The organism is Pseudomonas sp. Van50, from assembly GCF_055390755.1.
Genome location: NZ_AP024343.1, coordinates 882,786 through 903,954 on the forward strand (window position 1 = coordinate 882,786; position 21,169 = coordinate 903,954).

A 21,169-nucleotide genomic window follows, 5' to 3' on the forward strand; every position below is an offset into this window, starting at 1 on the left:
ACCAGCGCTCTCTATAAGAACAATCCCGGAGGCCAGCATGAACGTTTCCCTTACGCCCAGCGACACCGCCCTGCAAACCGTCAGACTGTTGATCGATGGCGAATGGGTTGAATCCCAATCCAGCGAATGGCACGACATCGTCAACCCGGCTACCCAACAGGTGTTGGCGAAGGTTCCATTCGCGACGGCGTCGGAAGTCGATGCCGCCATCGCCGCTGCCCAGCGTGCGTTCCAGACCTGGAAACTGACGCCCATCGGTGCGCGGATGCGCATCATGCTCAAGCTCCAGGCGTTGATCCGCGAACATTCCAAGCGCATCGCCGCGGTGCTCAGCGCCGAACAGGGCAAGACCATCGCTGACGCCGAGGGCGATATTTTCCGCGGCCTGGAAGTGGTCGAGCACGCCTGTTCCATCGGCACCCTGCAGATGGGCGAGTTTGCCGAGAACGTCGCCGGTGGCGTGGACACCTACACGCTGCGCCAACCGATCGGGGTGTGCGCGGGCATTACGCCGTTCAACTTCCCGGCGATGATTCCGCTGTGGATGTTCCCGATGGCCATCGCCTGCGGCAACACCTTTGTGCTCAAGCCGTCGGAACAGGATCCGCTGTCGACCATGCTGCTGGTGGAACTGGCCATCGAGGCCGGCGTGCCGGCGGGTGTGCTCAACGTGGTGCACGGCGGCAAGGACGTGGTGGATGCGCTCTGCACCCACAAGGACATCAAGGCGGTTTCCTTCGTCGGTTCGACGGCGGTCGGCACCCACGTGTATGACCTGGCGGGTCGCCATGGCAAGCGCGTGCAGTCGATGATGGGGCCAAGAACCACGCGGTGGTGTTGCCCGATGCCAATCGTGAGCAGACTCTCAACGCCCTGGTCGGCGCCGGTTTTGGCGCGGCTGGCCAGCGCTGCATGGCCACCTCCGTGGTGGTGCTGGTGGGCGCGGCCAAACAATGGTTGCCGGAGCTCAAGGCCCTGGCGCAGAAGCTCAAGGTCAACGCCGGCAGTGAGCCGGGCACCGACGTTGGTCCGGTGATTTCCAAGCGGGCCAAGGCGCGGATTCTCGAGTTGATCGAGAGCGGCGTGAAGGAAGGCGCGAAGCTGGAGCTCGATGGCCGTGGCATCAGCGTGCCGGGCTTCGAGCAGGGCAATTTTGTCGGTCCGACCCTGTTTTCCGGCGTGACCACCGAGATGCGCATCTACACCGAGGAAATCTTCGGCCCAGTGCTGGTGGTGCTGGAAGTCGACACCCTGGATCAGGCGATTGCCCTGGTCAACGCCAACCCATTCGGCAACGGCACCGGCCTGTTCACCCAGAGCGGTGCGGCGGCGCGCAAATTCCAGAGCGAAATCGACGTTGGCCAGGTGGGCATCAACATCCCGATCCCGGTGCCGGTGCCGTTCTTCAGCTTCACCGGTTCCCGTGGTTCGAAACTCGGCGACCTCGGCCCGTACGGCAAACAAGTGGTGCAGTTCTACACTCAGACCAAGACCGTGACCGCGCGCTGGTTCGATGATGACAGCGTCAATGACGGTGTGAACACCACCATCAATTTGCGTTAAGGAGCCGGACATGAACATCGCATTTATCGGCCTGGGCAACATGGGCGCCCCCATGGCGCGCAACCTGCTCAAGGCCGGCCATTCGCTGAACCTGTTCGACCTGAACCAGACGGTGCTGGCCGAGCTGGCGGCATTGGGCGGCACCGTCAGTGCCTCGCCTCGCGACGCGGCCCAGGGCGCTGCGCTGGTGATCACCATGCTGCCGGCCGCCGCCCATGTGCGTAGCGTCTGGCTGGGTGAGGACGGTGTGCTGGCCGGTATCGCCGCTGGCACGCCGGCGGTGGATTGCAGCACCATCGATCCACAGACCGCTCGCGACGTAGCGGCTGCCGCTGCGAAACAAGGGGTGGCGATGGCCGATGCGCCCGTTTCGGGCGGCACCGGCGGTGCGGCGGCGGGTACGTTGACCTTCATGGTCGGCGCCACGGCTGAATTGTTCGCCACCTTGCAACCGGTGTTGGCGCAAATGGGCCGTAACATCGTGCACTGTGGCGAAGTCGGCACCGGGCAGATCGCCAAGATCTGCAACAACCTGCTGCTGGGCATTTCCATGGTGGGCGTCAGCGAGGCCATGGCGCTGGGCGATGCCTTGGGGATCGACACCCAGGTGCTGGCCGGGATCATCAACAGCTCGACGGGTCGTTGCTGGAGTTCGGACACCTACAACCCGTGGCCGGGCGTGATCGAAACGGCGCCGGCGTCCCGTGGCTACACGGGTGGCTTTGGCGCCGACCTGATGCTCAAGGACCTTGGCCTGGCGACCGAAGCCGCGCGGCAGGCCCATCAGCCGGTGGTGCTGGGGGCGGTGGCGCAGCAGTTGTACCAGGCGATGAGCCAGCGGGGCGAGGGCGGCAAGGATTTTTCGGCGATTGTTAACAGCTATCGCAAGCCGCAATAAGCGTGCAATGGGCGAGGGAGCAAGCTCCCTCGCCACACAATCTCCTGTTCAAGCCGCCCGCCTCGCTGGCCTGGGAAATAAGCTGGCTGGGCGAGATTTGCCGTGAAGCTGTAATAAACGATAGTTAGTATGAAATTGTCTTGAGTGTCTGTGGTTTCATATATATGAAACGTTGTGAGTGATAACGAGTTGTTATAGTTATGGAGCCTTGACAGAAAAAAATCGTTGCACAATACTCGGCGCTCAGGACGAGCAATCATTATCAAGGAGCGATACCCATGCCTTCGCAGGATACGTGCGTACTTATATCTGCTGCCCTTAAAAAGTTGGCGCTCAATCAAGAATGTCGTGACGCCTTCAGCAAAGACTCGTTGTTCTTCAAGTTATTCGAGCAAGCAGCCCACCGCTATATCGTCTCTTCCGATCGAGAAGAGCTCGCTGGAAAACTCCAATTACTCCACGACAAAGGCTATCGACTCGGCGTTGAGTATGTCGGCGAGGAGAACCATGATCCGCGCGTGGTGCAGGCCTTCGTCGATGAATACCTGAAGTCTATCCAGACGTTCGCCAAGGCCGGATTAACACCGCAATTGGGGTTTGATCTAAGTGCCGTGGGCATGCTCATTTCCCAGGAAACGGCCTATCGCAACGCCGCCACTATCCTGTCTGCTGCCGCAGAACATAATATTTCCGTGATGATTAGCATGGAGCATTCTTCGGCGGTCGATAAGATCCTCGAAGTGTATTCCCAGCTGGCGCCCGATCATTCCAATATTGGTCTAACAGTACAGGCACACTTGCATAGAACGCTTGATGATTTACCCGCAATCATTGGGTATGGTCGTAAAATTCGATTGGTTAAAGGTGTATATAACGAAGCGCGTGAAATAGCCCTCCCCCGTGGTACAGAACTGGATGAGCGCTATTTGACATTACTCGCCGAACTTCTCGAGGCCAACATCGCGGTCAGTTGCGCGACGCAGGACCCCAACCTGATCAAGCGCATTTTCGAGCAGGGTTACCACTCGCAGATCCAGGAACTGGAAATGCTCCACGGTGTGCAACCCGAGACGTTGCGTAAAGCCAAGGAGGCCGGGCTGGCCTGTCGTATCGCGGCGGTTTATGGCGACAGCTGGTACCTGCATTTTCTGCATCGACTCGCCGAGTCGCCTGAAAACGTCCTGGAGTCCCTCGCTGACTTCTACGATCCCTCTCGCATCGTCTTTGGCGCAGGTTACTAACGGAGCAATTTATGTTTATCGATCTGAGAAGCGACACGGTAACCAAGCCAACGGAAGGCATGCGCAAGGCGATTTATCAGGCTGAAGTGGGTGATGACTGCTTCGGTGAAGACCCGACGGTGCGGGCACTGGAGGAGTACTGCGCCAATTATTTCCAGAAGGAAGCGGCGCTGTTCACCTCAGGCGGCACCTTGAGCAACCAGTTGGCGATCAAGGCACTGACGAACCCGGGCGACGAGATATTCCTCGACGCTTCGTACCACATCAATTTCTATGAGTCGGCCTCGACGTCGGCTTTTTCAGGGGTCAACTTTTCGCTGTCCAACCACGACAACGGCCTGTTCGACGTCGCTGACCTGGAAAAACTCCACGCCTCCAAATGCCGCTGGAGTCAGAACTATGCCTTGCCGCGGGTGGTGGTGATCGAAAACACCCTCGGCTGCAAAGGCGGGGACATCTTTCCGCTGCAACAAATGAACGATGTCTTTGCTTACGCCAAGGATATCGGTGCCTATCGTTATCTCGATGGCGCACGCATTCTCCATGCGTCGATTGCCTCCGGCATCGATGTGACTTCATACACCGACAACGCTGATCTGCTGTCCATGTGCCTGTCCAAGGGATTGGGGGCGCCGATCGGTTCGATCATGGTGGGGTCGCAAGAACTGATACTGCGTGCCAAAAAATACCGCAAATGGTTCGGTGGTGATTTGCACCAGGCCGGCATGATGGCGGCGGCCGGGCTTTATGCGATGCAAAACCACGTCGAGCGGTTGGCCGACGACCATGAGCACGCGGCGTTGCTGCACCAGTTGCTCAATGACATCGACGAGGCACCTGCGCGCTACAAGGGCACGAACATGGTCACCCTGGACATTTCCGCGCTAGGTGTCGCGCCGGTGCAGTTCGCCGCTCTTCTGCGTCAGAAAGGGGTGGGGGGCTTGCCTTATAACGCCAGGGAAATGCGCTTCATGCCGCATCTCAACATCAGCCGCGACGATATTCATAAAGCCGCCGGGATTATCAAGGCTACCGTGCGCGAACTCAGCCGTGCCCCGGAGACGATCAAGTGATCTATAAGAAAAACATTGTGCTGATCGTGGATGCCTATTCGATCGGCAGCCTCATCGCGCCCGCCTTTATTTCCCGTGGATTCGAATGCGTGCACGTGCGTTCCACCGCCAATGTCAACGCCTTCTACAAGTCCTGGCTCCGGCCGGCCGACTTTATCCAGGACGTTCTCTATCACTCTGACGCCGAGCTGCAGCAGGCATTGTCCGATTACTCGGTGCAGTTCGTGCTGGCCGGCTGCGAGTTTGGCGTTGAGTTGGCTGCGCATCTGGCGGGCCTGTTCGATGTCCCTCGCCGCAATGATCCGGCGCACGCTGTTCGCTGGCGCGACAAGTTCGAAATGCATGAAGCCTTGCAGCGGGCGGGTGTGCGCTCGATCAAGCATTTCAAGTCGGATTCGCTGGCAGCGATTCTGGAGTGGGTAAAAGAACAACGCATCCTGCCGGTGGTGTTGAAGCCGATCAAAAGTGCCGGATCCGACAATATTCATATCTGTACGCAGGAAAGCGAAGTCGAACAGGCCTTCGAGGTCATCAAGTCGAGCCAGAACCTGTTCCTTGAAAGCAACGAGGAAATCCTGGTCCAGCAGTATCTGGACAATTCGGATTTCAACTCGGAGTTGTCGGCGAGTAAATCCACGGACGTGGACATCGAATACTGCGTCAATACCGTGAGTGTCGACGGCCAGCACTATGTCAGCGAAATCATCCGGGTGTACCGCACTCGGATTGGCGATTCGCCCGTGCACGACTACAACCAGCTGATGTGCCCGGTGGACAATGCCGACGTCTACCGTCGCCTGTCGCAATACATTTTTTCCGTGCTCGATGCACTGGGTATCCAGCAGGGTGTCGGTCACAGCGAACTGATGATTGTCGACGACGAACCGGTGTTGCTTGAAACCGCGGCACGCATGCCGGGCGGCATCGACCTGTCGGCCTATACCCGGGCCTTGGGGCATAACCAGTTGAGCCTGTGGATCGATTCGTTGATCAACCCCCAGGCCTTTCTCGATTACCGGCAGCGCCCGAGAAACAAGCTTTATTTCCATTCCAGCTGCGTGTTCCTGATCGCTCGACAGGCCGGGCCCATCAAGCGTGCGCCAGACCTCGCCCGGTGGAAAGCGATCCCGGGCGTACACAGCATCAAGATTCAGGACGAAGGGGCGCTCAAGGAAACCGTTTCCCTGGAGAACTGCCCGGGCCACGTGTTCATTCTCGACCGTGACCGTGCAGCCATTCAGAAGAGCATCGAGTTGCTGCGCGAGGACGAACCCGGCGTGTACAGGGAAATGTTGTCATGAAAGACGTGTCGGGAGAGCTGGCGGTGCAGGGTGGATTCAAGGTGTATACCCGGCCCGTGGTTCTGCTGCTGTCGGCGACGTTCATCCTGACCGTTGCCCGGGCCCTGGCCTTGCCTTATCTGGTGGTTTATTTCTCCCAGGCCTTTGGCCTGGGGGTCACCGATATCGGTCTTGTGGTGGGCGGCGCGCTGATCGTCAGCTCCATCCTGGGTGTCTACGGCGGTTTTCTGGTGGACCGGTTTTCCAACTACCGGATCCTGCTCGGTGCCGCCACGCTGTTTGCCCTGGCGTTTGCCGTGGCTTATCAGGTGGCCAGCCTGGTGCCGTTCATCATCGCTATCGTGGTGGTCAACCTCGCCTATGCGGTGATCGACATCGCGGTGAAATCAGGCATAGGTTTCCTGGTGACGGTGGACAAGCGGGCGAGCGTGTTTTCCATGAAGTACACGCTGACCAACGTCGGTTATGCCATCGGCCCTTTCCTGGGTGTGCTGTGCGCGAAAATCAGTCCCGGCCTGCCGTTTGCGGTCTCGGCCTTGATCGGGGTGGCTTTTGTCGTGTTGTACAGCGGGCTGGGGGCACGGCTTCCTCGTGGAGAAGGCGTAGAGCGGCCAAATCGTGATTTTGCCCGCGTGCTGGTCCATTTGGTGCGTAACTACAAGCTGGTGTGTTTTACGATCGGAGGCGTTCTCAGCGCTGTCGTGTTCGGTCAGTTCACGGCCTATTTGTCGCAATACCTGATCGTGACCAGCACGCCGGAGAACACCTACAAGATCATCAACTATCTGGTCACCACCAATGCGTGCGTGGTGATCGGTTTGCAATACCTGGTCGGCTCCAGGATCAACCAGAACAATCTGTTCCGGATGTTGATGCTGGGCATGTTGTTTTTCGTGGTGGGCCTGATGGGGTTTTGTTACGCACAGACTCCGCTGGCCTGGGTATTGGCCATGATCGTTTTTACCGTGGGTGAGATCATCATTATCCCGGTGGAATACCTGTTCATCGATTACATCGCCCCGGAGGATATGCGCGGCGTGTACTACGGTGCGCAAAACCTGTCCAACCTGGGGGCCGCGCTGGGGCCGGTGCTATGCGGTGTTGCCCTGTCGCTCTTTGCACCTTGGGCGGTGTTCTACCTGTTATCCATGTGCGTGGTCGTGGCCAGTCTGTTTTATTTCCTGGGTTCAAGGCGTGAGAGGTGATTGATGATTCACTTCAATACGGCGGGTTCGGGGCTGATGTCTGCCGAGACGCTGAAGCTGATGCAACGTTATCTGCAGGACGAGTTCGAGTCGGGGGCTTATGAAACCGAATTGAATTACGCCCCTGTGCTGGACGTTGAGGTCTATGAAAACATTGCCCGGCTGCTGGGCGCCGATGTGCGTAACGTGGCGCTTTTCGATGGAGCGACCAAGGCTTGGGTGACCGCGCTGGAGGCATTGACCTGGTCTGAAGGCGCACGTGTTCTGGTCACGCCCTACGAATACGCGGGCAACCTGATCGCACTTGCAACATTGCAGCGCCTGCATGGGGTAGTGGTTGAAGTGATGCCGCTGCTGGCCGATGGCAACCTCGACCTGCAATGGCTGGCCCGGCACATGAGCGCCGAGGTCAAGTTGGTCTCGATCGTCCATGTCCCTTCTTGCTGTGGCATCGTGAATGACATCGAGGCGGTGGGGAATATCCTGCGCGACTACTCGGCCTGGTACTTTGTCGATGCCTGTCAATCGGCGGGCATGCTGGCGCTGGACGTGGGCGCCGCCGGCTGCGATGTGTTGACGGCTGCCGGCAGAAAGTTCCTGTGTGGGCCAAGGGGAACAGGGTTTGCCTACCTGTCCGAGCGTTTCCTGGCCACCGCGCAGCCTCGTTTCACTGACCTGGGCCGGGCCACGGTCGATGTCAGCGGCGTCGTCACGCGAGGGGTGGGAGATGCCCGCTGTTTTGAATATGCCGAGCGTAACAACGCGGCCGTAGTGGGTTTGAACCAGGCGATCAAAGAGCGCCTGTCGAGCGCCTACGGGGCGGAGTCCGAGCTCTATCGAGTGCTGTTCCGGCGTCTGGCAGAGACCCCCGGTGTCAACTTGATTGCTCCGGGCACTCACCATCAGGGCATCATCGCGTTCACCCATGAGCGTCGTTCGGCGACAGAACTCGTCAGTTATCTGCGGGCCCGAGGTATCAACGCTTGGCCGGGATATGCATCGCATACGCCGTACTTCATGTTGGCGCAGGGGCATGAGCGTTTTGTGCGCGTTTCCATCAATGGGAGGAACAACGCTCAAGACGTGGATGAGTTCATCGCGGTACTGACCGAGTTGTAAATGACCAATGAGGCAATCAATAGCCTGTAAATAAAAAGTCTATATCGTGCGGTTTGTCGCAATGGAATGTGCGTCGTGTGCCTGGCAGGTGACCGTCTGCGGCAGTGGTACTGCATTAATTGTTTTGTCCGGGGAAGTAATCAAGGTTGCGCAGGCGTTTCGCGCCTGTATTCATCACTTCGAGTTACGAAAGGGAATTCCGATGAACGATGTGAACAGGTTTAATCCTTCTGCTGCACTCAGGCTGCGTCTGCGGCCTTTGTACAAAAAAGACAATTGGCACTGGCTGGTTGCCCTGGGTGCGGATCTTCTGATCATTGTCTCGGCGATATTTCTAGCCAATCGCTATAACGCGCTTTATCCGCTGGCATTGTTATTCATTGGCTCTCGGCAGCGGGCACTTGCCTCGCTTTTGCACGAAGCGGCGCATATGACGTTGGCTCAAAGCAAGGCGCTTAACAAATGGGTCGGTGAGTATTTGTTGGCCTACCCCATCTTCCAGGACTATGAAGCCTATCGTCGATCCCATGTGCAGATGCACCACCACCATCTGGGCGACAAGCTGAAGGATCCCGATCATCGTTTCTACATCGAGTCGGGTTTGTACGAGGCTCAGGACCGTCTGGACTTCCTGTTCCGTCATTTGTTCAGGAGCGTGACGCTGGTCAACACCTACAAGTACTTCCTTTATCTGGTCAAGAACCGGGCGGGGGACATCCTGGCCAATCCGTTACAGGGCTTGAAGCTTCTGGCGGTTCATGGCGCCATGTTGTTGCTCTTCAATTACTTTGTCGGCCCGTGGGCTTATGTCCTGTTCTGGTTGGTTCCTTACTTCACGGTGTTCCAGGTGATTGGCTGGCTCTCCGAGATTTCCGAGCACTTCGGCATGTTCGGGGTGTACCAGGATGAGGTGCAGTTGACGCGCAATCGTTTCCCCACGCCGGTCGAGCGATTGTTTATCGGTATGCATGGCGATAACTATCATCTGACGCACCACCTGTTTGCCGGCGTGCCGTTCTGGAACCTGAAGCAGGCGCACCAGATATTGATGGAGGATGAAAGTTATGCGGCGGCCAATCGGGGGTGTGGCGGCATTTTCACTGCGAAAGGGGAGGCCCGATCGAGCCTGCATCAGATATTCGAGGCGTATCGCAGCGGTAAAATCAGCACCGTCGACGTGACGGCATAGCGGGCGGTCATGCTGCGCTGTGCTCCAGGCGCGCCTTTGAGCACAGCGTATCGGTCAAGCGCGTTCGTCAGGCGAAGACGAAGTATTTGCGCACGGTCTCGACCACTTCCCACGTGCCTTTCATGCCTGGCTCGATGACGAAGATGTCACCGGCGCGCAGATGGATCGGCTCCAGGCCCTCTGGGGTGATGATGCAGTAGCCTTCCTGGAAATGGCAGTACTCCCACTTCACGTATTCCACATACCATTTGCCGGGTGTGCAGATCCAGGTGCCCATGATCTTGCTGCCGTCTTCGCTGGTGTAGGCGTTGAGGTTGACGGTGTGCGGGTCGCCTTCGAGTTTTTCCCATTTGCAGGCATCGAGTACGGGCAGCGGATGGGTGTCGCGCAGGACGGTGATGGGGGCGGTCATGTGAACTCCGAAAGGGGCGGAAGAGAACAGGCACCCTAACGCGTGGCCTGGGCGGATAGATGCCTGTGGTCGACATCGAGCTATCCAGAAGCGCGCATCAATCGGCCAGATGTCGAGCCAGGGCCGTGGCGTAGGCCGGCAAACCGTCGAAGTGGCGGGCGCACAGCAGCAGCGCCCGGTGGGTCCAGGCCTCTTGCAGCGGGACGCAGTGATACGAAGGCTCGGGCGGGCGCCGGTCGATGGCCGCCTTCGGCACGATGGCAATGCCTGCACCATGGGCCACCATGCGAATCATGCCGTCGAAACCATCGGCGCGAATGCGGATTTGCATGCGCGAGCCGATGTGCAGGGCCTGTTCTTCCAGGTGAATCGCCAGGGCACTGGAGGCGTTCAGGCCGACATAGTCGTGGCTGAGGGTCTCGCTGAAACGCACGGCTCGACCGTCAGCCAGTGGGTGCCCGGTCGGTAGGATCAAGACCAGTGGATCGTCGCGAAACGGCCAGGCCTGAAGGCCGTGGGTGTCCACCGCGTCGGAAACGATCCCCAGGTCCGCCGCGCCCTGGCGCAGCGCATGGGTGATCCGTGAGCTGGGTAATTCCTGCAGGTCGATGTCGAGGTTGGGATGGGTCTTGAGAAAACCGGCCAGCAGTTCGGGCAGGTACTCGGTCATGGCGCTGGTGTTGCACAACAATCGCACCCGGCCTTTGACGCCCTTGGCGTATTCGGCCAGGTCCTGTTGCAGGCGTTCGGCCTGTTGCAACAGGACTCGGGCGTGCTCGGCCAGGGCCCTGCCAGCCGGCGTTGGGGTCACGCCACGCCGTCCGCGCTCAAGCAGGTCGATGCCCAGGGAGGCTTCCATGGCCCGGACCCGCGCACTGGCCGCGGCCAGGGACAAATGGCTGCGGGCCGCACCGGCGGTGATGTTGCCGGTGTCGAGGATGTTCAGGTAGAGGCGCAGGTCGGTGAGGTCGAAGTGCATGGGCGGGTGATCCTGTGCCGGGTTTGTCTGGTGTTTGGTACGTCGCCATCGCGAGCAAGCTCGCTCCCACAGTTTGAAATGCAATCCCCCTGTGGGAGCGAGCTTGCTCGCGATAGCGTCGGCAGCATCAGCGAATGAACAGCCTCTTGCCACAAGAGAGGCACCCTCAGTATATGGCAGATTTTCAAGCCAAGTCCCGGGGTGCACGATACGCCCATGAACACACTCATCGCTTTCTATCAAAATCTCGGCCTGGCCCTGTCCCTGATGGTCATCGCCACCTTCCTGCTGGCCGGCACCATCAAGGGTGTGATCGGCCTGGGGCTGCCGACCATCTCCATGGGTTTGCTCGGGCTGGCTATGGCTCCGGCGCAGGCTGCGGCGTTGCTGATTATCCCGGCGACCCTGACCAATCTCTGGCAACTGGCGTTTGGCGGTCATCTGCAAGCCCTGATCCGGCGCCTGTGGCCGCTGTTGCTGGCGATTTTCATGGGCACCGGGCTCGGTACGCTGTGGATCGGTATGACGGGCGGGGCTTGGGTGGTGCGGGCCTTGGGCGGGGCGTTGTTGCTGTATGCGTTGAGCGGGCTGTTGCTGCCGACGCTGCGGGTCGGTCCCGGTGCCGAATCGTGGATCGCTCCGCTTTGTGGGCTGCTGACCGGCCTCATCACCTCCGCCACCGGTGTGTTCGTCATTCCGGCGGTGCCCTATCTGCAAGCGCTGGGCTTGAGCAAGGATGAATTGGTGCAAGCCCTGGGCCTGTCATTCACCGTTTCTACTCTGGCCCTGGCCGCCGGCCTGTTGTGGCGCGGCGAACTGGGCGGCGGCGAATTGAGCGCTTCGTTACTGGCGCTGGCACCGGCGCTGCTGGGGATGTGGCTGGGGCAATGGTTGCGCCAGCGGATCAGCGCCGTGTTGTTCAAACGGGCATTTTTCATCGGCCTCGGCGTGCTCGGCGGCCATTTGCTGATCAGCGGCTAGCCGAGGACGGGCTGAGCATGTCGACGCGGCGGATGTCAAAGTCGCGCTCCAGATAGTCCATGCGTTGCTCGAAGAATTGCCGCATGTGCGGCAGGTTCGAGTGCACCTCCAGATGCGCCTGGGAGGCCCAGATCTCATAGAAGATAAACAGCGTTGGATCCTGCTGGTCCCGCAGCATGTGGTATTCGATGCAACCGGGCTCGGCACGGCTTGGCTCGACGTAGGCGCGAAACAGCGCTTCGAAGGCTTCGGCTTTTTCCGGGCGGGTCTTGGCATGCAGGATGAAACCGTGCAGTTCGCTCATCGAGATGGCTCCTGAAGTAAAAGAGGTGTCGGAGCTTACGGCAACAATCGGCCTTACATTCTTGCGTATAGGTCAAATCAGTTTTGCCGTTGTGGTGCTTATTCCGCGTGAAGCTCGTCGGTACTCTGCCGCCATCATTTTCAACCTTTCCATGCAGCGGCCCTCCAACGGCCCACGCCGTGGAACCCGATGAGGCTCCCCATGAAAAAAGTCCTGTTGCTCAACGGCGGCAAACAATTCGCCCATTCCGACGGTCGCTACAACGCCACCCTCCATGACACGGCGCTCAGCGTGTTGGACCATGGCGGTTTCGATGTGAAAACCACCTTTATCGACGGCGGCTACGACGTCCAGGAGGAAGTCGCCAAGTTCCTCTGGGCCGACGTGATCATTTACCAGATGCCAGGCTGGTGGATGGGCGCACCGTGGACCGTGAAGAAATACATCGACGAAGTCTTCACCGAAGGCCACGGCAGCCTCTATGCCAGCGACGGTCGGACCCGTTCCGATGCCTCGCAGAAATATGGCAGCGGCGGCCTGATCCAAGGCAAGCAGTACATGTTGTCCCTGACCTGGAACGCCCCGCAGCAAGCCTTCGACGACCCGACCGACTTCTTCGAAGCCAAGGGCGTGGACGCGGTGTACTTCCCGTTCCACAAAGCCAATCAGTTCCTCGGCATGACCGGCCTGCCGACCTTCCTGTGCGTGGACGTGATGAAGCGTCCGAACATCGAAGAAGACGTGGCGCGGTATGAGCGGCATCTGATCGAGGTGTTCGGCCTTTCGCGGTAATCCGGCTACTATCGGGACCTACCTGAAGGCAATCATGCATCTGTGGCAAGCCCTGTCACATTGAGTTGCATGTCATGAGAGGACACCCGTGAAAGCCAGATCCGACGAGTTGCAGATTTTCGTCTGCGTGATCGAGTGCGGATCGATCTCCGCCGCCGCCGAACAGGTCGGGCAGACGCCATCGGCGGTCAGCCGTACGCTGTCGCGGCTGGAGGCCAAGCTCGACACCACGCTGATCAACCGCACCACGCGGCGCATGGACCTGACCGAGGAAGGCAAGTATTTCTTCGAACAAGCCAAAGGCATCCTCGACCAGATGGATGAACTGGAAGAGCGCCTGTCGTCCCGCCAGAAAAATCCCGCGGGACGCTTGCGGATCAATGCGGCCTCGCCGTTCATGCTGCACGCCATCGTCCCGCACATTGAAGAGTTCCGCAGGCTTTACCCGGATATCCAGCTCGAACTCAACAGCAACGACCTGATCATCGACCTGCTGGAGCAAAGCACCGACATCGCCATCCGCATCGGCACCCTCACCGATTCGACGCTCCACGCCCGCGCCCTGGGCTGCAGCCCGTTGCACATCCTCGCCAGCCCGGCCTATTTGAAGCGGCACGGCACACCCACCAGCGTCGCCGAACTGGCGGAGCATGCGTTGCTGGGTTTTGCCCAGAACGAGGGGCTCAATCAATGGCCGCTGCGCCACCCGCACGGTGATCGCTGGCCGATCCAGCCCGCCATCAGCGCGTCCAGCGGCGAGACCGTGCGGCACCTGGCGTTGCAAGGGCAGGGCATCGCCTGCCTGTCAGACTTCATGACCCGCGAAGACATCCAGGCCGGTCGGCTGAAGGTGCTGCTGGCCGATGCCAACAGCGGATACCGCCAGCCGATCAATGCGGTGTACTACCGCAACTCGCAACTGGCCCTGCGGATCCAGTGCTTCCTGGACTTCATCCAGGGCAAACTCGCCGACTACGCCGCGCGGGATTTCAAGGGCTGATTCGTGACTTCAAGGCAAGAGTGATTTGGGCAATGTGGACTGTTTCGGCAAGGACCAGTCCTCGATACTCGTCCCATCACTCAGGTTGCCAAGGAGTTATCCATGAACGTATTCATCACCGGCGCTGCCGGTTTTATCGGCGGTTCCATCGCCACCGGCCTGGTACGCGCCGGGCATCAGGTTCGCGGTCTGGTGCGCAGTGCCGAACAGGCGAGCGAACTCACTGCGCTGGGCATCGAGCCGGTCATTGGCACCCTCGAGGACAGCGCGCTGCTCACCGAGCAGGCCCGTGCCGCCGACGCCGTGATCAACGCCGCCAGCAGCGATCATCGGGGTGCGGTCGAAGCCCTGATCAAGGGGCTCGAAGGCTCGAACAAAGTGCTGCTGCACACCAGCGGTTCGAGCATTGTCGGCGATGCGTCCGGTGGTCGTCACAGCGATGACATCTACCGGGAAGGCCATCTGCCGCCACCCACTGTCGACAAAGCGGCCCGTGTCGCCATCGACAATCTTGTCCTGGACGCCGCCCAGCAAGGCGTGAACTCGGCGGTGATCTGCAACACCTTGATCTACGGCCACAGCCTGGGGGTCAAGCGTGACAGTGTGCAGTTGCCACGGCTGCTCAGGCAGGCGCGTAAAAGTGGGGTGGTGCGGCATGTGGGACCGGGGCAGAACATCTGGTCCAACGTGCACATCGAAGACGTGGTCGAGCTGTACAAACTGGCCCTGACCCGTAACGTACCCGGCACGTTCTATTTCGTTGAAAGCGGCGAGGCCTCGTTCATCGACATGACCACAGCCATGGCCCGGGCGCTGAAGCTGGGCGAGCCGCAAGATTGGCCGCTGGCCGAAGCCGAGGCCGAATGGGGCTACGAAATGGCCAACTATGGCCTGGGCTCCAACAGCCGTGTGAGAGGCACGAACGCCCGTGAACTGCTGGGCTGGACGCCGAAGCGGACGTCGGTGGTGGAGTGGATTCTCGATGAGATGGTGTGAGTGACATCGGTAGTGCCAGCAGAGTAAGCCCCCTTGTGGGAGCGAGCTTGCTCGCGATGGCGCCGGGTCAGTCAGTACTGAAGTTGGCTGACCCACCGCTATCGCGAGCAAGCTCGCTCCCACAGGTTTTTGTTGGGTGTTGCTTCAGTCGTGCTGCACGCCCGCGCGCTTGAGCATTTGTTTGCAACGCTCGGACAGGTGAAACACCCGCAGGTGCTTGCCCGCTTTGCTGTAGCGCTCGCGCAGGGTCTTGAGTGCGGCGACGGCCGAGTAGTCGACGAAGCGCAAGTGACGGCAATCGAGGGTCACCAGGGCCGGGTCGTTGGCCGGGTCGAACTGGTTGAGGAACGGCGTCGACGAGGCGAAGAACAACGTGCCGTGCAAGCGATAAAGCTTGCTGCCGTCGGCTTCCTCGTGGGTGTCGGCGTACAGCTCCCGGGCTTGTTGCCAGGCGAAGTTGAGCGCCGCGATGACAATCCCGCAGAGCACGGCGACAGCCAGGTCGGTGAACACCGTGATCACCGTCACCGCGATGATGACCAGCACATCGTTCACTGGCACCTTGTTGACCACCCGCAACGAGGCCCAGGCGAATGTCTGCTGGGACACCACGAACATCACCCCCACCAGTGCCGCCAGCGGGATGCGTTCGATCAGCGGCGACAGGAACAACACGAACAGCAACACCATCACCCCGGCCACCACGCCCGACAACCGTCCGCGTCCGCCCGAGCTGAGGTTGATCATCGTCTGGCCGATCATGGCGCAACCGCCCATGCCGCCGAGCAAGCCGGAGGCCATGTTGGCCGCGCCCAACGCCACGCACTCACGGTCCGGATAGCCGCGGCTCTCGGTGATTTCATCGGTCAGGTTCAAGGTCAGCAAGGTTTCCAGCAAACCGACCATCGCCATGATGACCGCATAGGGTGCGACGATCTGCAGGGTCTCCAGGTTCCAGGGAATGTCCGGCAGGGCAAGGGTCGGCAAGCCGCCGGCGATGTGGGCCATGTCGCCCAGCGTTCGGGTCGGCAGGCCGAGCAGGTCCACCGCCAGGCCAACACCGAGGATGGCCACCAGCGCCGGCGGCACGCTGCGGGTCAGGCGCGGCAGCAGGTAGACGATGGCCATGGTCAGCGCCACCAGGCCGGCCATCAGGTACAGCGGCGGGCCGCTCAGCCAGGCCTCGCCATTCTTGAAGTGTTCCAGCTGGGCCAGGGCAATGACGATCGCCAGGCCGTTGACGAAGCCGAGCATCACCGGGTGCGGCACCATGCGCACCAGCTTGCCCAGGCGCAACAACCCGAACGCCATCATGATCAGCCCGCCCAGCAGCACGGTCGCCAACAGGTACTGCACGCCGTGTTGCACCACCAGCGCGACGATCACCACGGCCATCGACCCCGCCGCGCCCGAAACCATCCCGGGCCGTCCGCCGAACAGGGCAGTGAGGGTGCAGAGGATGAAGGCACCGTACAACCCCATCAGCGGGTTGAGGTGGGCCACCAGGGCGAAGGCGATGCACTCGGGGAGCAAGGCGAAAGAGGTGGTGAGGCCGGCGAGGGTGTCGGCGCGAAGACGGGCTGATTTCATGATTTACCTGACTGGGCGCCGGTGGAGCGTCGGCTGCCGGGGAGTGGTGCAAAAACAGGTGCGGATGGTACGGAATTGAGCGCGGGGCGGCCAGCCGTCTGTGCTGAGGGGATAAATCCCCTCAGCACAAGAGAATGGTTCTGTATGAAAGTCCGGCGCCGGATTTTCATAGCGGCTGCATCGTGATGTCCGTCAGCGACATTTCTTGCCTGTGGGCGAAAATTACTTTCAGTGGGTTTGAAGATTCATCGTCGAAATGATTTATGAGTTTCACAACACATCGACGTGACCCCATTCGAGGAGTAACGCATGGCCCCTGCTTTCGGTTATTGGCTACTGGTCTACGCGGCCATCGCCATCATTGCGCTGATCGTTCTGATCGCCCGTTATCGGCTCAATCCGTTCATCGTGATTACCCTGGTCTCCATTGGCCTGGCGTTGCTGGCCGGGATGCCGCCGTCGGGTGTGGTGGGGGCGTACGAAGCGGGTGTCGGCAAGACGCTGGGGCACATTGCGCTGGTGGTGGCCTTGGGCACGATGCTCGGCAAGATGATGGCCGAGTCCGGTGGGGCGGAGCGGATGGCGCAGACGCTGATCGAACGCTTCGGCGAGCGTAACGCCCACTGGGCAATGGTGTGCATTGCCTTCCTGGTGGGCTTGCCGTTGTTCTTCGAAGTCGGCTTTGTGCTGCTGGTGCCCATCGCCTTCACCATCGCCCGGCGTGTGGGTGTGTCGATCCTGATGGTGGGGCTGCCGATGGTCGCCGGGCTTTCGGTGGTCCATGCCCTGGTGCCGCCCCATCCGGCGGCGATGCTGGCGGTGCAGGCGTTCCAGGCCTCGGTGGGCCAGACCTTGCTGTACGCGATCCTGATCGGCATTCCCACCGCGATCATCGCCGGCCCGTTGTACGCCAAATTCATCGTGCCGCGCATCCAACTACCGGCCGAGAACCCGCTGGAGCGACAATTCCTCGACCGCGAGCCGCGTGCCAGGCTGCCGGGTTTCGGCGTGACCCTGGGGACCATTCTGCTGCCGGTGATCCTGATGTTGATCGGCGGCTGGGCCAACCTGATCTCCACCCCGGGCAGCGGTTTCAACCAGTTCCTGCTGTTCATCGGCAACTCGGTGATCGCCTTGTTGCTGGCGACCATTCTCAGCTTCTGGACCCTCGGCCTGGCCCAGGGCTTCAACCGTGAATCGATCCTCAAGTTCACCAACGAGTGCCTGGCACCGACCGCCAGCATCACCTTGCTGGTGGGCGCCGGCGGTGGTTTGAACCGGATCCTGGTGGACGCCGGGGTCACGCAGCAGATCGTCGGCCTGGCCCAGGAGTTCCAGTTGTCGCCGCTGGTCATGGGTTGGTTGTTCGCCGCACTGATGCGCGTTGCCACCGGATCGGCCACGGTGGCGATGACCACGGCCTCGGGCATCGTCGCACCCGTGGCGATTGGCCTGGGTTATCCCCACCCCGAACTGCTGGTGCTGGCGACTGGCGCCGGGTCGGTTATCTTTTCCCACGTCAACGACGGCGGCTTCTGGCTGATCAAGGAATACTTCAATATGACCGTCACGCAAACCTTCAAGACCTGGACGGTGCTCGAAACGCTGATTTCCGTGGTCGCGTTCGCCTTGACCCTCGGGCTTTCGCGCTTGCTTTGAGCGCAACGCACCCCAACAGGAGCCGCCATGGACATCCTCTACCAGATCCGTTCCCGCCAGGACTCCTTCAGCGCCGGCGAAGGAAGAATCGCCCGACTGATGCTCGAAGACGTCGGCTTTGCCGCCTCCGCCAGCCTCGATGAACTGGCCCAACGGGCGGAAGTCAGCAGCGCTACCCTGTCGCGCTTCGCCCGTACCGTCGGTTGCCGCGACCTGCGGGATTTGCGCCTGCAACTGGCCCAGGCCAGCGGTGTCGGCAGCCGTTTCCTCGACCCCACCGGGGCGCCGGAGCAATCGGCATTTTATGGACAGATCGTCGGCGATATCGAAGCGACTCTGCGCCAGCATCTGTCAGCATTCGAAGAGTCACGGTTCGGCGATGCCGTGCGGATGATCGGCAAGGCACGGATGATTCATGCGTTCGGTCTCGGTGGCTGGTCGGCACTGTGCGGCGAGGAATTGCAGGTGCGGCTGGTGCGTTTCGGCTACCCGATTGCCGCCTGTCGCGACCCGGTGATGATGCGCATCACCGCCACTTCGCTGAGCGACCAGCATCTGGTCATCGCCTGTTCACTGACCGGTATCACGCCGGAGCTGTTGAGTGCCGTTGAGTTGGCCCGCAGCTACGGCGCGGCGATCCTGGCCGTCACCCGCGCCGACTCGCCACTGGCCCAACTGGCCGACTGTGTGCTGCCCCTGCAAGGTGCCGAAACCTCGTTCATCTACAAACCCACGGCGGCGCGCTACGGCATGCTGCTGGCCATCGACGTGCTCGCCACCGAGCTGGCGCTGGCCCATCCTGAAGACAATCAAGAGCGCCTGCGGCGGGTCAAACTCGCCCTGGACGATTACCGCGGCGGCGACGATCACTTGCCGCTGGGAGACTGACATGCTGTACGACACGCTTATCCGCAATGCGCTGGTCATCGACGGCAGCGACAGCCCCGGTTACCACGCCGACGTCGGCATTCGCGCCGGGCGCATCGAACGCATCGGCGAGCTGGGAGAAGCCCGGGCCCTGGAAGACATCGACGCCGCCGGCCGTGTGCTGGCGCCGGGGTTCATCGATGTGCACACCCACGACGACACGGTGGTGATTCGCCAACCGCAGATGCTGCCCAAGCTCAGCCAGGGCGTGACCACGGTGATCGTCGGCAACTGCGGCATCAGCGCTTCGCCGGTGAGCCTGCGGGGCGATCCGCCGGACCCGATGAACCTGCTCGGCACGGCCCAGGCCTTCGCCTACCCACGCTTCGGGGATTATCGGGGGGCGGTAGAGGAGGCCAAACCGGCGGTCAACGTGGCCGCATTGGTCGGGCACACGGCGTTGCGCAGCAATCATATGGATGATTTGTTGCGCACTGCCTCGGTGGGAGAAATCGCTGCCATGCGTCGGCAATTGCGCGAAAGCCTGGAGGCCGGTGCACTGGGTTTGTCCACCGGCCTGGCCTACGCCAACGCATTTTCGGCGTCCACCGACGAAGTCATGCAACTGACCGAGGAGTTGAGTGCATTCGGCGCGGTCTACACCACCCACCTGCGCAGCGAATTCGAGCCGGTGCTCGAGGCCATGGACGAGGCGTTCCAGATCGGTCGTCATGCGCAGAGCCCGGTGATCATTTCCCACCTCAAGTGTGCCGGGGCCGGTAACTGGGGACGCAGCCCGCAGGTGCTCGCGGCGTTGGAGCACGCGGCGAAAACCCATCCGGTCGGTTGCGACTGCTATCCCTACGCGGCCAGCTCCTCGACCCTGGATCTCAAGCAAGTGACCGATGCCCATCGCATCACCATCACCTGGTCGACACCGCACCCGTCAATGGGCGGACGCGACCTGACCGACATCGCCCGCGAATGGGCGGTGTCGCTGTTGGAAGCGGCGCGGCGCCTGCAACCGGCCGGTGCGGTGTACTACGGCATGGACGAAGGCGACGTCCGCCGAATCCTCGCCCATCCGCTGTCCATGGTCGGCTCCGACGGATTGCCCGAAGACCCGTTTCCCCATCCGCGCTTGTGGGGCGCATTCCCACGAGTGCTGGGCCATTTCAGTCGTGACGTCGGGCTGTTTGCGTTGCACACCGCCGTGCACAAGATGACCGGTCTGTCGGCGGCGCGCTTCGGCTTGAAGGGCCGAGGTGAAATCGCTGAAGGCCATTGGGCGGACCTGGTGCTGTTCAACCCACACACCATTCGCGACGTGGCCGATTTCAACCAGCCGCAACGGGCTGCCGAAGGGATTGATGGCGTGTGGGTCAATGGTGTCTTGAGCTACCGCGATGGGCAGGCAAACGGGCGCCGGGAAGGGCGATTCCTGGCGCGGGAGGGCGACTTGCGTCAGGGGTTTGGTCCGGCGAATGGCGTGTAAGCGGCTGATATTGTGTAAATTGGCGTCACAATAATGGCACTGCGACACTAAAGAAGCCGGACCCAAGGCCGAAGCATTGGGGTCAACCCACTAAACTGGGTCTTTTCAGCCAGGGAGCAACCCATGAGCTTCGGTAAAACCACCCCGATTCTGCGGATCTTCGATGAAACCAAGGCGTTGGCGTTTTATGTCGACTTCCTGGGCTTTACCGTCGACTGGCAACATCGCTTCGGTGACAACTTCCCGTTGTACTTGCAGGTCTCCCGTGGCGACTGCGTGTTGCACCTGAGCGAGCACCATGGCGATTGCACGCCGGGCTCGGCCCTGCGGATCGAGACCGATGAGCTGGAAGCGTTCCAACAGCAATTGCAGGACAAGGCGTATCGCTACGCCCACCCCCAGATCCAGGCCATGCCCTGGGGGAGCCAGGACATGACGGTGGTCGATCCGTTTGGGAATCGGTTGGTGTTTACCAATGCGATCACTGTCTGAGAGGCGCCCCCGC

At 60.7% G+C, this 21,169-nt stretch carries 19 protein-coding genes and 1 pseudogene; 16 read left to right on the forward strand and 4 right to left on the reverse strand.

What is annotated here, in order from left to right; all coding sequences use genetic code 11:
- Window positions 1-37: 37 nt before the first annotated feature.
- The 8 genes and pseudogenes from ACZ5M5_RS03770 to gntB all read left to right on the forward strand — a co-directional run bounded on the left by ACZ5M5_RS03770 (window position 38) and on the right by gntB (window position 9,589).
- Window positions 38-1,563, forward strand: a pseudogene (locus tag ACZ5M5_RS03770) (CoA-acylating methylmalonate-semialdehyde dehydrogenase).
- 10 nt (window positions 1,564-1,573) lie between these two features.
- Window positions 1,574-2,461, forward strand: a complete 888-nt coding sequence (mmsB, locus tag ACZ5M5_RS03775) for a 3-hydroxyisobutyrate dehydrogenase (protein WP_060739292.1) — start codon at window positions 1,574-1,576, stop codon at window positions 2,459-2,461.
- Window positions 2,462-2,739: 278 nt separating this feature from the next.
- Window positions 2,740-3,702 (forward strand): proline dehydrogenase family protein, encoded by a 963-nt coding sequence (locus ACZ5M5_RS03780; protein ID WP_060739291.1) that lies wholly within the window; start codon window positions 2,740-2,742, stop codon window positions 3,700-3,702.
- 11 nt (window positions 3,703-3,713) lie between these two features.
- Window positions 3,714-4,775 (forward strand): threonine aldolase family protein, encoded by a 1,062-nt coding sequence (locus ACZ5M5_RS03785; protein ID WP_060739290.1) that lies wholly within the window; start codon window positions 3,714-3,716, stop codon window positions 4,773-4,775.
- Window positions 4,772-6,076: a hypothetical protein gene (locus tag ACZ5M5_RS03790; protein ID WP_192262875.1), complete on the forward strand. Its 1,305-nt coding sequence runs from the start codon at window positions 4,772-4,774 to the stop codon at window positions 6,074-6,076. The genes ACZ5M5_RS03785 and ACZ5M5_RS03790 overlap by 4 nt, the downstream gene beginning before the upstream one ends.
- A gap of 23 nt (window positions 6,077-6,099) precedes the next feature.
- Entirely contained in the window at window positions 6,100-7,281 is a 1,182-nt protein-coding gene (locus tag ACZ5M5_RS03795) for an MFS transporter (protein ID WP_404942925.1), read from the forward strand.
- Between the two features lie 3 nt (window positions 7,282-7,284).
- A complete protein-coding gene (locus ACZ5M5_RS03800; protein WP_103308758.1) occupies window positions 7,285-8,400 on the forward strand; it encodes an aminotransferase class V-fold PLP-dependent enzyme in 1,116 nt (371 codons plus the stop codon).
- A gap of 202 nt (window positions 8,401-8,602) precedes the next feature.
- Window positions 8,603-9,589 carry a guanitoxin biosynthesis L-arginine gamma (S) hydroxylase gene (gene gntB, locus ACZ5M5_RS03805; RefSeq protein ID WP_103308757.1) on the forward strand — a complete coding sequence of 329 codons (987 nt, stop codon included), beginning with the start codon at window positions 8,603-8,605 and terminating at the stop codon, window positions 9,587-9,589.
- Between the two features lie 67 nt (window positions 9,590-9,656).
- Here the strand turns inward: gntB and ACZ5M5_RS03810 are convergent, their stop codons facing one another.
- On the reverse strand, window positions 9,657-10,001 hold the full coding sequence (locus ACZ5M5_RS03810) for a cupin domain-containing protein (protein WP_060739285.1): 345 nt from the start codon (window positions 9,999-10,001) through the stop codon (window positions 9,657-9,659).
- Window positions 10,002-10,098: 97 nt separating this feature from the next.
- Window positions 10,099-10,980 carry a LysR substrate-binding domain-containing protein gene (locus ACZ5M5_RS03815; protein ID WP_060739284.1) on the reverse strand — a complete coding sequence of 294 codons (882 nt, stop codon included), beginning with the start codon at window positions 10,978-10,980 and terminating at the stop codon, window positions 10,099-10,101.
- Window positions 10,981-11,196: 216 nt separating this feature from the next.
- Between ACZ5M5_RS03815 and ACZ5M5_RS03820 the strand changes: the two genes are divergently transcribed.
- Complete coding sequence (locus ACZ5M5_RS03820) at window positions 11,197-11,961, forward strand: sulfite exporter TauE/SafE family protein (RefSeq protein ID WP_464738612.1); 765 nt, start codon at window positions 11,197-11,199, stop codon at window positions 11,959-11,961.
- On the opposite strand, the gene ACZ5M5_RS03825 is transcribed toward ACZ5M5_RS03820, so the two are convergent.
- Window positions 11,951-12,265 carry a putative quinol monooxygenase gene (locus ACZ5M5_RS03825; RefSeq protein ID WP_060739282.1) on the reverse strand — a complete coding sequence of 105 codons (315 nt, stop codon included), beginning with the start codon at window positions 12,263-12,265 and terminating at the stop codon, window positions 11,951-11,953. The two genes, ACZ5M5_RS03820 and ACZ5M5_RS03825, sit on opposite strands and share 11 nt — an antisense overlap.
- Before the next feature lie 201 nt (window positions 12,266-12,466).
- On the opposite strand from ACZ5M5_RS03825, the gene mdaB reads away from it, so the two are divergent.
- From mdaB to ACZ5M5_RS03840, 3 genes are all read left to right on the forward strand, one after another.
- Window positions 12,467-13,057 carry an NADPH:quinone oxidoreductase MdaB gene (gene mdaB, locus ACZ5M5_RS03830; RefSeq protein WP_060739281.1) on the forward strand — a complete coding sequence of 197 codons (591 nt, stop codon included), beginning with the start codon at window positions 12,467-12,469 and terminating at the stop codon, window positions 13,055-13,057.
- A gap of 88 nt (window positions 13,058-13,145) precedes the next feature.
- Window positions 13,146-14,057 (forward strand): LysR family transcriptional regulator, encoded by a 912-nt coding sequence (locus ACZ5M5_RS03835; RefSeq protein ID WP_060739280.1) that lies wholly within the window; start codon window positions 13,146-13,148, stop codon window positions 14,055-14,057.
- A gap of 102 nt (window positions 14,058-14,159) precedes the next feature.
- Complete coding sequence (locus tag ACZ5M5_RS03840) at window positions 14,160-15,053, forward strand: NAD-dependent epimerase/dehydratase family protein (protein ID WP_464738613.1); 894 nt, start codon at window positions 14,160-14,162, stop codon at window positions 15,051-15,053.
- Window positions 15,054-15,197: 144 nt separating this feature from the next.
- On the opposite strand, the gene ACZ5M5_RS03845 is transcribed toward ACZ5M5_RS03840, so the two are convergent.
- Entirely contained in the window at window positions 15,198-16,643 is a 1,446-nt protein-coding gene (locus ACZ5M5_RS03845; protein WP_464738614.1) for a SulP family inorganic anion transporter, read from the reverse strand.
- 309 nt (window positions 16,644-16,952) lie between these two features.
- Between ACZ5M5_RS03845 and ACZ5M5_RS03850 the strand changes: the two genes are divergently transcribed.
- The 4 genes from ACZ5M5_RS03850 to ACZ5M5_RS03865 all read left to right on the forward strand — a co-directional run bounded on the left by ACZ5M5_RS03850 (window position 16,953) and on the right by ACZ5M5_RS03865 (window position 21,156).
- Window positions 16,953-18,302, forward strand: a complete 1,350-nt coding sequence (locus ACZ5M5_RS03850; protein WP_072411012.1) for a GntT/GntP/DsdX family permease — start codon at window positions 16,953-16,955, stop codon at window positions 18,300-18,302.
- A 27-nt stretch (window positions 18,303-18,329) separates the two neighbouring features.
- Entirely contained in the window at window positions 18,330-19,190 is an 861-nt protein-coding gene (locus ACZ5M5_RS03855) for a MurR/RpiR family transcriptional regulator (RefSeq protein WP_464738615.1), read from the forward strand.
- Between the two features lies 1 nt (window position 19,191).
- The gene (locus ACZ5M5_RS03860; RefSeq protein ID WP_464738616.1) at window positions 19,192-20,664 is read left to right on the forward strand and encodes an N-acyl-D-amino-acid deacylase family protein; all 1,473 of its coding nucleotides are present in this window, start codon (window positions 19,192-19,194) and stop codon (window positions 20,662-20,664) included.
- Window positions 20,665-20,787: 123 nt separating this feature from the next.
- Entirely contained in the window at window positions 20,788-21,156 is a 369-nt protein-coding gene (locus tag ACZ5M5_RS03865; RefSeq protein ID WP_060739274.1) for a glyoxalase superfamily protein, read from the forward strand.
- Window positions 21,157-21,169 lie beyond the last annotated feature (13 nt).

Coding starts and splice junctions, on each gene's coding strand:
- ACZ5M5_RS03815 (WP_060739284.1), bottom strand. CDS start 10,980: ATGCACTTCGACCTCACCGACCTGCGCCTCTACCTGAACATCCTCGAC.
- mmsB (WP_060739292.1), top strand. CDS start 1,574: ATGAACATCGCATTTATCGGCCTGGGCAACATGGGCGCCCCCATGGCG.
- mdaB (WP_060739281.1), top strand. CDS start 12,467: ATGAAAAAAGTCCTGTTGCTCAACGGCGGCAAACAATTCGCCCATTCC.
- ACZ5M5_RS03820 (WP_464738612.1), top strand. CDS start 11,197: ATGAACACACTCATCGCTTTCTATCAAAATCTCGGCCTGGCCCTGTCC.
- ACZ5M5_RS03785 (WP_060739290.1), top strand. CDS start 3,714: ATGTTTATCGATCTGAGAAGCGACACGGTAACCAAGCCAACGGAAGGC.
- ACZ5M5_RS03780 (WP_060739291.1), top strand. CDS start 2,740: ATGCCTTCGCAGGATACGTGCGTACTTATATCTGCTGCCCTTAAAAAG.
- ACZ5M5_RS03825 (WP_060739282.1), bottom strand. CDS start 12,265: ATGAGCGAACTGCACGGTTTCATCCTGCATGCCAAGACCCGCCCGGAA.
- gntB (WP_103308757.1), top strand. CDS start 8,603: ATGAACGATGTGAACAGGTTTAATCCTTCTGCTGCACTCAGGCTGCGT.
- ACZ5M5_RS03845 (WP_464738614.1), bottom strand. CDS start 16,643: ATGAAATCAGCCCGTCTTCGCGCCGACACCCTCGCCGGCCTCACCACC.
- ACZ5M5_RS03850 (WP_072411012.1), top strand. CDS start 16,953: ATGGCCCCTGCTTTCGGTTATTGGCTACTGGTCTACGCGGCCATCGCC.
- ACZ5M5_RS03860 (WP_464738616.1), top strand. CDS start 19,192: ATGCTGTACGACACGCTTATCCGCAATGCGCTGGTCATCGACGGCAGC.
- ACZ5M5_RS03800 (WP_103308758.1), top strand. CDS start 7,285: ATGATTCACTTCAATACGGCGGGTTCGGGGCTGATGTCTGCCGAGACG.
- ACZ5M5_RS03855 (WP_464738615.1), top strand. CDS start 18,330: ATGGACATCCTCTACCAGATCCGTTCCCGCCAGGACTCCTTCAGCGCC.
- ACZ5M5_RS03865 (WP_060739274.1), top strand. CDS start 20,788: ATGAGCTTCGGTAAAACCACCCCGATTCTGCGGATCTTCGATGAAACC.
- ACZ5M5_RS03840 (WP_464738613.1), top strand. CDS start 14,160: ATGAACGTATTCATCACCGGCGCTGCCGGTTTTATCGGCGGTTCCATC.
- ACZ5M5_RS03810 (WP_060739285.1), bottom strand. CDS start 10,001: ATGACCGCCCCCATCACCGTCCTGCGCGACACCCATCCGCTGCCCGTA.